The 9,495-nt window shown below is 52.2% G+C and carries 7 protein-coding genes; all 7 read left to right on the top strand.

The window, feature by feature from the left end; genetic code table 11:
• The first annotated feature begins 310 nt into the window (after positions 1 to 310).
• The 7 genes from UC15_RS11195 to cas6f all read left to right on the top strand — a co-directional run bounded on the left by UC15_RS11195 (position 311) and on the right by cas6f (position 9,459).
• Positions 311 to 1,003, top strand: coding sequence for a hypothetical protein (locus UC15_RS11195; protein WP_112288522.1), 693 nt, complete (start codon positions 311 to 313; stop codon positions 1,001 to 1,003).
• Positions 1,004 to 1,344: 341 nt separating this feature from the next.
• Positions 1,345 to 2,322, top strand: coding sequence for a type I-F CRISPR-associated endonuclease Cas1f (cas1f, locus tag UC15_RS11200; RefSeq protein WP_112288523.1), 978 nt, complete (start codon positions 1,345 to 1,347; stop codon positions 2,320 to 2,322).
• Positions 2,319 to 5,552 carry a type I-F CRISPR-associated helicase Cas3f gene (cas3f, locus tag UC15_RS11205; RefSeq protein ID WP_112288524.1) on the top strand — a complete coding sequence of 1,078 codons (3,234 nt, stop codon included), beginning with the start codon at positions 2,319 to 2,321 and terminating at the stop codon, positions 5,550 to 5,552. The genes cas1f and cas3f overlap by 4 nt, the downstream gene beginning before the upstream one ends.
• Before the next feature lie 13 nt (positions 5,553 to 5,565).
• The gene (csy1, locus tag UC15_RS11210) at positions 5,566 to 6,903 is read left to right on the top strand and encodes a type I-F CRISPR-associated protein Csy1 (RefSeq protein ID WP_112288525.1); all 1,338 of its coding nucleotides are present in this window, start codon (positions 5,566 to 5,568) and stop codon (positions 6,901 to 6,903) included.
• The gene (gene csy2, locus UC15_RS11215) at positions 6,900 to 7,853 is read left to right on the top strand and encodes a type I-F CRISPR-associated protein Csy2 (protein ID WP_112288526.1); all 954 of its coding nucleotides are present in this window, start codon (positions 6,900 to 6,902) and stop codon (positions 7,851 to 7,853) included. The genes csy1 and csy2 overlap by 4 nt, the downstream gene beginning before the upstream one ends.
• 22 nt (positions 7,854 to 7,875) lie before the next feature.
• Positions 7,876 to 8,895, top strand: a complete 1,020-nt coding sequence (csy3, locus tag UC15_RS11220; RefSeq protein WP_112288527.1) for a type I-F CRISPR-associated protein Csy3 — start codon at positions 7,876 to 7,878, stop codon at positions 8,893 to 8,895.
• A gap of 9 nt (positions 8,896 to 8,904) precedes the next feature.
• Entirely contained in the window at positions 8,905 to 9,459 is a 555-nt protein-coding gene (cas6f, locus tag UC15_RS11225; RefSeq protein ID WP_112288528.1) for a type I-F CRISPR-associated endoribonuclease Cas6/Csy4, read from the top strand.
• The last annotated feature ends 36 nt before the right edge of the window (positions 9,460 to 9,495 follow it).

Consider the following 9,495-nt stretch of genomic DNA (forward strand, 5'->3'; position numbering starts at 1 on the left):
GTTCACTGCCGAACAGGCAGCTTAGAAAATGCGGCACGGCGTGTAAACCTGACCAGCAAAGTTCACTGCCGTACAGGCAGCTTAGAAATACAGGGAAAATCTCATTAAACTTTTGAATTTACGGGAGTACGGGCATAGGCAAAGCCACTTGCGTGACCTCAGAGGGATCATTTAACGAAGAGACTGATTTAGCAACAGAATCTGTCGCAAATTATCTATAACCAGACTGATGCAACCGGGCTGTGACCCCGGACTTGTCCAACTGCTCACACACCAGGAGTAAACACCTGGCATTCAATAATGGAGATATATGAAAGCAATAATGACAGTAGACAAACTTGAATTACGCAACATTAAGTCAATACGAGATTCAGGAAAAATAGGACACAACTTCGATCTGGTCGCTAAGTTGAAAGTCCAGTCACGCTCTATGGGACCATTTTCTGGCGAAGGTATTGATTGTCCAGATTTACAATGGATTGAAACAGTAGATTGGTACAAGTTAGATACTAATGCAGACAAATGGATCCACGTAGGAACTAATCCAAATAATAAAGATTTATACAAAGCAAACCCAAAATCGCAAACATTTAAAACCTGGTGGGAAGAGTATCGCTACGCATTTGCAAGGGATACGAAGGGGTTTCCTGCTGCGCTTAAAAATGCTCATGAACGTGATGTAAAACATTGGATCGCACGTAACGGCTTTGAGTGGGAACTTCCAATCAGGGATATACCAAGTATGAGTTTGCTGGGAGGGTCTGGTGGCGGGGCCGGAGCCAGTCTCGTTATTGGCGACACCCGCCGCCGTGTCATTCGTTTCGAGTTAGGTTTTACTGGATATTCATATCGAATATATTGTGCACAGATACTAGAAACAAGGGATAGAAAACCTAGCATTAATGCTTTTATTCAAAGAAAATTATCAAACATGGATTTGAATAACCAACAAAATTTTATCGACTGGAGAAAGTCATCACGTTTTCCCCAATGCATGAGTTAGATGTGTCAACGCCATTCAGGACGGGTCGGGCAGCTTAGAATGGCATTAGTCATTTAGCCCCATTTTTATTTGGTTCACTGCCGTACAGGCAGCTTAGAAAAACGAGAAGGTCGGAAGTCTGACTGTTATTCAGTTAACTGCCGAACAGGCAGAAAAATCCTCATTCTCTCGTCATAGATGCATTTGATCGAACAAGTTAATTAATTCACTAATACATTGCCCGGGATGTTGATTGAAAGTATCACCTTTAAGAACATACAAAATATGAATATATTAATGCGTTGATGTTTTCGTAAATAGGTTTATTTTAATCCCGTTATTAAAATTGAAGGGAATTCAAAATGACTAACGCATTGATGCCTGCTGAGCTAAAAACGATCCTCCACTCCAAACGTTCGAATATTTATTACCTGCAATATTGCCGTGTGCTGGTTAATGGTGGGCGGGTTGAATATGTCACGGAAGAAGGGAAACAGTCGCTGTACTGGAATATCCCCATCGCCAATACCACTGTCGTGATGCTGGGAACCGGAACGTCGGTAACGCAGGCGGCGATGCGTGAGTTTGCCCGTGCGGGTGTGCTGGTCGGGTTCTGTGGCGGCGGCGGAACGCCACTTTATTCGGCGAATGAAGTTGAAGTGAATGTCTCCTGGCTGACGTCTCAGAGTGAATACCGTCCGACGGAATATCTTCAGCAATGGGTCAGTTTTTGGTTCGATGAACAGAAACGACTGGCAGCCGCAGTGGCGTTTCAGAAAGTGCGCAGTGAGCAAATTCGTAAACACTGGTTAAGCCCAACGCTGGCACGTGAAGACGCTTTCCAGCTGGATACCGCCCGTACAGAATCCCTGTTGCAACGGTTTGAGCAAAGCCTGTCGCAGTGCCAGAACACGGACGCACTGATGGCGCAGGAAGCCGTGCTGACAAAAGCTTTATATAAGCTGGCCGCGACGGCAGCGCGCTACGGCGACTTTACGCGGGCAAAACGCGGCGGCGGTGTTGACGTCGCTAATCGTTATCTCGATCACGGCAACTATCTGGCGTACGGGCTGGCTGCGACGGCGGTCTGGGTTATTGGCCTGCCGCACGGTCTGGCGGTCATGCATGGCAAAACACGGCGCGGCGGCCTGGTATTTGATGTCGCCGACTTAATTAAAGATGCACTGATCCTGCCACAGGCTGTTATTGCTGCCATGAACGGCGAAGATGAGCAGGAATTTCGTCAGCGTTGTCTGAGCAATTTCCAGCGTGCGGATGCGCTCGACATTATGATTGAAACGGTGCAGAACGTTGCACATGAAATAAGCCAGCAACCATGAATATATTACTGGTATCCGAATGTAATAAAAAAGCGCTGACCGAAACGCGGCGGATCATCGATCAGTTTGCTGAGCGCAAGGGCGAGCGGACGTGGCAAACGGCGATAACCATGGAAGGGCTGAATACATTAAGGCGAATACTCAAGAGAACGGCGCGCAGAAATACGGCGGTGGCCTGTCAGTGGATAAAATCAAATAATCAGACGGAAATACTTTGGGTTGTCGGAAATATTCGTAAGTTTAATGATAAAGGCTCGGTAGCCACTAATACGACGCAGCGGGATATAGTAAAGTCCGGCAGCGAAAATGCTTTTCACAGTATGCAGACTATCGGATTACTGGCCGCTATCGCCGGGCTTTTTCATGATTTTGGCAAAGCCAGTCAGTTGTTCCAGAATAAACTCAGCGGGAAGGGGAAAGGCTTTGAACCGTTCAGGCACGAATGGGTGTCTGTTCGTTTATTTCAGGCGTATGTCGGCCAGCAGACCGATGAACAATGGCTGACCCGTTTGCAGCATGTCAGCGCTGAAGACGAATACGCCATGATACAAAACCTGGCCCGCAATAATGCCAGCCACAGTTATAACAGCCCGCTGGAAAGTCTGCCGCCGGTCGCGCGTCTGGTGGCCTGGCTGATTGTTTCGCATCACCGCCTGCCGGTGTATCCGCATCGAAACGATAACTACATCAATCCGCCGCAACTTTCCGATATTCAGCAATGGCAGGATAAGCAATTTGCGCCGTGCTGGAACTCCACCAATATGGATGCGCCGTGGACAGCAAAAGAACAACGCGCTGTCTGGCAGTTCCCGCACGGTACGCCGATGCAAAGCGCGATATGGCGCAGCAAAGCGCACAAATTTGCCGCACGCGCGCTGCAACTGCCGCTGTTTACTTCGCCTCATATCGCACCTGAACACCGTTTTACCCGCCATCTCGCACGGCTGGTGCTGATGCTGGCTGACCATTTGTATTCTTCGCTGGATGCGACAGCGGGCTGGCAGGATCCGGCGTTTTCGCCCATTGCCAACACCGGCACCAGACAACATCTTGATGAGCACAATATTGGCGTTAGCCAGAACGCATGGTTGCTGGCGCGCAGTCTGCCGTATCTGCGGGATACATTACCGGCCATCATACGGCATAAAGGATTTAAAAAACGCGCTCAGCAGGAGACGTTTCGCTGGCAGGATAAAGCATTCGACTTAACCTGCGGACTGCGGGAAAACGCCCGCCAGCAGGGATTTTTCGGCGTCAATATGGCCTCGACCGGTTGCGGGAAAACGCTGGCGAATGCGCGGATCATGTACGGGCTGGCGGATGAAAAACGTGGTTGTCGTTTCTCTGTCGCGCTTGGTCTGCGGACGCTGACTCTACAGACCGGTGACGCACTGGGTGAGAAACTGCATCTCGATAAAGAAGATCTGGCAGTGCTGATCGGCTCGCAGGCGGTAAAGCAGTTGCATCAGCTTCATCACGATACCGCCGACATAAAGAATACCGGCAGCCAGTCTGCGGATGAACTCTTTGCAGAACATCAGTATGTGCGTTACGACGGTTCGGTTGATACCGGCAGGTTAGGACAGTGGCTCAAAGGTAAAGACGCTCTCCTGAAACTCATCAGCGCGCCAGTACTGGTGACGACGATCGACCATCTTATGCCTGCCTGTGAAAGCCTGCGCGGCGGTTATCAGATTGCCCCGATGCTCAGGCTGCTGACTTCTGATCTGGTTCTCGACGAACCCGACGATTTTGATATGGCTGATTTGCCTGCATTGTGCCGGTTAGTGAACTGGGCGGGAATGCTGGGTTCACGGGTGTTGCTTTCATCCGCGACGCTGGCACCGGCGCTGGTGCAGGCATTATTCAGTGCGTATGTCGCAGGGCGGAAAGCGTATCAGCAAGCCTGCGGCCAGCCCGGTTTGCCGGTGAACGTGTGCTGCGCGTGGTTTGATGAATTTAATGTCGCGGAAGGTCAGCATATGACCGGCAAATCTTACGGGCAACAGCACCGCGAATTTGTGGCAAAACGGGTGCCGTTATTGCAACAGGCCAGTCCGCTGCGTCAGGCATCGCTGGTCACGGTGTCACCGGAAAGCGCCAGTGAGAATGATGTAGTCAATGCGGTGTCCACGCGCGTTCATCAGTCCTTACTTGAGCTGCACAATGCGCATCACAAAGGCAAAAAGCTGACCGTCGGTATTGTCCGTATTGCTAATATCGATCCGCTGGTCGCGGTGGCAAAACGTCTGATGACAACGCCGTCTCCGGCAAATATACAACTGCATTATTGCGTCTATCACAGCCAGTATCCGCTGGCGATGCGGGCTCATATCGAAAACCGTCTTGATGTGATGCTGACCCGCCATGACGAAGACGCTGTCTGGCAGGTGAAAGAAGTGCGTAAGGCGTTGGCCGTGCATCCGGAAAAGCAGCATATTTTTGTCGTGCTCGCGACTTCTGTTGCGGAAATCGGAAGAGACCATGATTACGACTGGGCCATTGCTGAGCCCAGTTCCATGCGTTCGCTTATCCAGCTCGCCGGACGTGTTCAGCGCCATCGCCAGTCAGTCCCGCAAACACCCAATATTCATATCCTGCATAAAAACGTTAAGGCACTGAGAAAGAAGACGCCTGCCTACTGCAAACCGGGTTTTGAAAGCGGCGGCAATGCGTTTTCGAGCCACGATCTGCATGACTTACTGCGACCGGAAGAATACGAAACTCTCAGCGCCATTCCGCGTATACAAGAGCGGGAAACAGCCGATCCTCTGCTGAGCATGACCGATATGGAACACGGACGATTATGGCCGGAGTTACTCGGGAGAAAGCCCTGCGGCGACAACTATGCCGCCCGCTGGTGGCGTGATCACGCCGACTGGTGCGGCGAATTACAACAGCGAACCCCCTTCCGCCACTCAACACCCGATCAGCAATATTATCTGTGGCTGGAGGAAGAGGGCGACGAGCCGCGTTTTCGGCAACCGGATGAGGGAACTGAAGGCTGGAAGGATAGCAGCGGATTTAAGGCCATTGATCAGGAATATGCCGAAGGTGTCAGTCCGTGGATGGAGATGAACTGCGAAACCCTCTATCAGGAACTGGCAGACAGTTTCGGCTGGGAACTTGACCGCGTCAGTAAAACGTTTGGAGAAATCTGTTTAGCCGACGACGAAAACAAACGATGGCACTGGAATGAAGCGTTAGGGGTGTTTGGTGCACTCGATTAATCAAGGAGAGAACATGGAAACACATGGATTAAGTCAGTTTATTACCGGTTACATTCACGACCGCTACCAGCTCAAACTGGAAACCTTCAATAAGGCCGCTGAAAAACAACTCTCTGTAGCCAGCGCGGAAGAGAAAGCCGGGCTTGAACAACAGCTTTTTGAACAAAGTCGCGAGCTGGAAAAGAAATATAACGTCCGTACCTGGCTGACCGATGCCGCCGCGCGCGCGGGGCAAATAAGTCTGGTAACACACGCAGTGAAATACTTTCATGGCGATGCTAAAGGCAGCAGCGTTTACAGCACAGTGAGAAATGATGAAACGGCTTATCTGACAACGGCAACGTTACCTTCACCCGCGGTGGATGCCGTCGGGAATTCCGCCGCGCTGGATTTCGCGAAATTGCTGCAAACGGAACACGAAGGTGATTCTCTGCTTGCCAGCCTCAAACGCGGTGACTTTTCAGCGCTGGCGGCATTAGCGGAAAATGATATGCAGGCAGAGCAATGGGTCAGCGGGTTTATGCAGGCGTTGTCGGATAAAACGCTCTCGACGCACCAGCTCGCTAAACAGCTTTATTTTCCCGTTTCTGGCGCGGGCGAATACCATCTGCTTAGTCCGCTTTATTCTTCTTCACTGGCGCATGATTTGTATCAGCGCATCAGCCATGCACGTTACAGCGAAGCCTCGGTGGCTGCCCGCAAAGCGCGACGTGAAGGGCACTGTCATTCCGAAGCTGTCCAGTATTTTCCTGATCTCGCGGTGCAAAATATGGGGGGCACCAAGCCGCAAAATATCTCCTGCCTGAACAGTGCGCGGGGCGGCAAAAATCATCTTCTGCGCTGCGCGCCGCCGCAGTGGCAGCAATCCCTTAAGCCACCTGCCTCACATAAAACCTTTCTGACGGCGGTTTCCCCTAAAGTCACCCGTGTCGTCTCTGATCTGCGTCGTTATCTGCACACGGTGTATGAACGCGATAACACAATGGAAATCCGCCAGCAGCGCGCCGAATACGTGGATGAACTGATCGGCATGATCTTCAGCTATGCCGCTGAGATTCAGTCACTGACAGTTCTTCAGGGCTGGAGCCAGCAGGAAGACTGCGTTCTGAAAGCGGCGCACCAGCTCTGGCTCGATCCGTTACGTCAGCGCACCGACCCTGATTTTAAACTCCGGCGTGAAGGCGGCGAGTGGATCAGTGAGATTGCGGAGGATTTTGCCCACTGGCTGAATACCCGTCTGAAGCAGGACGAAAAGCTCAATGTTGGTGCCGTTGAATTCCGCGAATGGTCGGTGCTAATGCGCAGGCGTCTGCGGGAATTTGATGCCGCTCAGCAGGAGAACTGGCAATGAGTTATCTGATTGTTCTGCCTCATATTCAGGTCGAAAACGCCAATGCGATTTCTGGTCTGACCTACGGTTTTCCGGCGATCACGCATTTTCTGGGATTTACCCATGCGCTTTCGCGGCAGGTTCAGCAAAGCCACGGTCTGCGATTCACCGGCTGCGGCGTGGTGTGTCATAAGCATCAGGTTCAGGCCTATCAGGCCAGCGAACGGGGTGACCATTACTTTGCGCTGACGCGAATTCCGCTGACCAGAGAGGCGAAAACCGCGCCTTTCAATGAAGAAGGGCGGATGCACATGACCGTTACGCTGTTTGTTGAGTGTGAAGGGAGCATTGCGTATGGCGACACAGGAGCCAGGGAACTGGAACAACATCTGCACACGTTGTGTGTTGCTCAGCGGCTGGCGGGCGGTACGGTGACATCCATGAAACCGGTACGGGTAATGACGCTGCCGCAGAATGGCGATGAATTACAAAACATCACCCGTCGTGAAATGTATCGCGCATTGCCGGGTTTCGCGCTGGTTGACCGCTCAGAACTGCTGGCGCAGCACTTTACCGAATGCCTGGCGCAGGATCCGCAGGCGGAAATGATCGACGCGTGGCTGGATTTCGCAACGATGACTTACCGTGCCGAACAGCAGGAGGATGACTCTGTGCAATGGCAATACCAGCCGAAACCCGCGAAAGGTTATCTGGTGCCGCTGATGGTGGGGTTCACCCCGATTTCGCCGCTATATGCTCCCGGTGACGTGGCAAAAACCCGTGATCCCTCAACGCCGTTCCGCTTTGTCGAAGCTGTTTATGGAGTCGGCGAATGGCGCAGTCCGCACCGTGTCACCGATATTCATCAGCTTATCTGGCATTACCCCGCCAGCACTGAACACTACATCTGCAGTCACGCTAAACCGCTGCAGGAAGCCGACTTAACTGAACAAGATCACTCCGATTTTTAATCATTGAAACAAGGAAAGCACAATGACCAAAACCACCGTAAAAACCGCATCAGTCCTCGCCTTTGAACGCAAACTGGCAAACTCAGATGCGCAGATGTTTGCCGGTAACTGGAAGGATTTAAACGACGCCGGAAAATGGCAACCGATCGAAATTCAGGAAAAAGCCGTGCGTGGCACCATTTCCAACCGCATGAAAAATGCCGCGTCCACTGATCCCACCAAACTGGATGCTGAAATCCAGAAACCTAACCTGCAACGTGTTGATGTCGCGGCGCTGCCGTTCGATGCAGATACTCTGAAGCTGCGCTTTACCCTGCGCGTGCTGGGCAATCTGTCGTCGCCGTCGGTGTGTAACGATCAGGATTATCAGGCTGCGCTGACCGCCGTGATTGACGGTTATCGCACTGAACAGGGCTTTGGCACGCTGGCCGCCCGTTATGCGGAAAACCTGGCGAACGGGCGTTTTCTCTGGCGCAACCGTATCGGCGCGGAAGGCATTGCCGTTCATGTCACGCACAATAATCAGCGCTGGGAATTTGAGGCGGACGGATACAATCTGCGCCAGTTCAGTCAGCCCACCGGCAGTCTGGCTGAACTGGCCGCAGTGATTGATCAGGGGCTGAGTGGCAAAGAATCTGTGTTGCTGACCGTCGAGGCTTTCGTCCGTTTAGGGGAAGGTCAGGAAGTATTCCCTTCACAGGAACTGGTTTTAGACTCAAGCCGTGAAAGCAAGAAAAGCAAAATCCTCTATCAGGCGGGCGGCATTGCGGCGCTGCATTCACAGAAAATCGGCAATGCGCTGCGCACAATCGATGACTGGTATCCCGATGCGGCAGAACTTGAACTCGGCCCGATTGCCGTCGAACCTTATGGCTCTGTAACCAGCAAAGGCAAAGCCTATCGCCAGCCGAAGCAAAAAATGGATTTTTACACCCTGCTGGATAACTGGGTGACGAAAGATAAAAAGCCAGACACAGAGCAACAGCATTACGTGATGGCGACGCTGATCCGTGGCGGCGTCTTCGGCGAGAAAGGCGAGTAAGGGGCGAGCATGGAGAGTTATCAGGAAATCCGCGTTCTGCCCGATCCGGAATTTGGCAGCGATCTGCTGATGGCGGCGCTGTTTGCCAAATTGCATCGCGCACTGGGGCAACATGCTGCGGGTAAAATTGGCATCAGTTTTCCGCATTACGGGCAGAAACCGGGCGACATCATCCGCTTGCACGGTACGGCCGCGATGCTGACAGTCTTCGGCAAGACCTTATGGATGAAGGGGCTGAATGACCATGTGGCTATCAGCGAAATCCGCGATGTCCCGGCGGATGCACAACATTGCTGCTTTAGCCGTGTGCAGGTGAAAAGCAGCGCAGAAAGACTGCGCTGCCGGTCTGTGAAAAGAGGCCGGTTAAGCGAAGAGGAAGCCCTTGAGCGTATCCCCGACAGCAAATCGCAAATCACTTCACTGCCATTTATTCACGTGAAAAGTCTCTCGACCGGTGAAGCATTCAGATTGTTTATCCGGCGTGGGGCGTTGTTAACAGAACCTGTTGAAGGGGTGTTTGGAGCATACGGGTTGAGTGCGGTAGCGACCGTGCCGTGGTTTTGAGGGCAAGCTCTTAAGGTCAAGGTCGTGGGCTCGCCG

Origin of the sequence: Rahnella sp. AN3-3W3 (assembly GCF_003263545.1) — a bacterium.
Lineage (GTDB): Bacteria > Pseudomonadota > Gammaproteobacteria > Enterobacterales > Enterobacteriaceae > Rahnella > Rahnella variigena.

Excerpts from the sequence above, each read along its gene's own strand:
- cas1f (WP_112288523.1), top strand. The coding sequence starts at position 1,345 with ATGACTAACGCATTGATGCCTGCTGAGCTAAAAACGATCCTCCACTCC.
- csy1 (WP_112288525.1), top strand. The coding sequence starts at position 5,566 with ATGGAAACACATGGATTAAGTCAGTTTATTACCGGTTACATTCACGAC.
- cas6f (WP_112288528.1), top strand. The coding sequence starts at position 8,905 with ATGGAGAGTTATCAGGAAATCCGCGTTCTGCCCGATCCGGAATTTGGC.
- csy2 (WP_112288526.1), top strand. The coding sequence starts at position 6,900 with ATGAGTTATCTGATTGTTCTGCCTCATATTCAGGTCGAAAACGCCAAT.
- cas3f (WP_112288524.1), top strand. The coding sequence starts at position 2,319 with ATGAATATATTACTGGTATCCGAATGTAATAAAAAAGCGCTGACCGAA.
- csy3 (WP_112288527.1), top strand. The coding sequence starts at position 7,876 with ATGACCAAAACCACCGTAAAAACCGCATCAGTCCTCGCCTTTGAACGC.
- UC15_RS11195 (WP_112288522.1), top strand. The coding sequence starts at position 311 with ATGAAAGCAATAATGACAGTAGACAAACTTGAATTACGCAACATTAAG.